This is a genomic window from Staphylococcus pasteuri, assembly GCF_030547725.1.
In the GTDB taxonomy this organism is placed as follows: domain Bacteria; phylum Bacillota; class Bacilli; order Staphylococcales; family Staphylococcaceae; genus Staphylococcus; species Staphylococcus pasteuri.
This window is the reverse complement of record NZ_JAUOQO010000760.1, coordinates 1-245: the sequence shown is the minus strand read 5'-3', so window position 1 is coordinate 245 and position 245 is coordinate 1. Positions and strand designations below refer to the sequence as shown.

Below are 245 nucleotides of genomic sequence, written 5' to 3'. Positions count from 1 at the left end.
TACCAACTCACCGACATATTCCGCTGCATGGCCGGTAAACAAACCTTGTTTGGCGGCGATAAAGGTAATGGTGGCATTCGCGCTGATGACTGCGCCTAAGTTGCGACCAGTATTGGCACACAAACCTGAGGGTAAATCTAAACTCAACACTGGCGCTGTAGCGAGGTTCACCTTGGCAAATAAGTCACATAAAGGCTGACGAAGCGAGCCGGTGATACCGGTGCCTAATACACCATCAACAATCA

1 protein-coding gene is annotated in these 245 nt (G+C 49.8%); it reads right to left on the bottom strand.

What is annotated here, in order from left to right; genetic code table 11:
* On the bottom strand, window positions 1–245 hold a 245-nt coding region (locus Q4528_RS15405), incomplete at both ends, for an NAD(P)H-hydrate epimerase (RefSeq protein ID WP_303522586.1).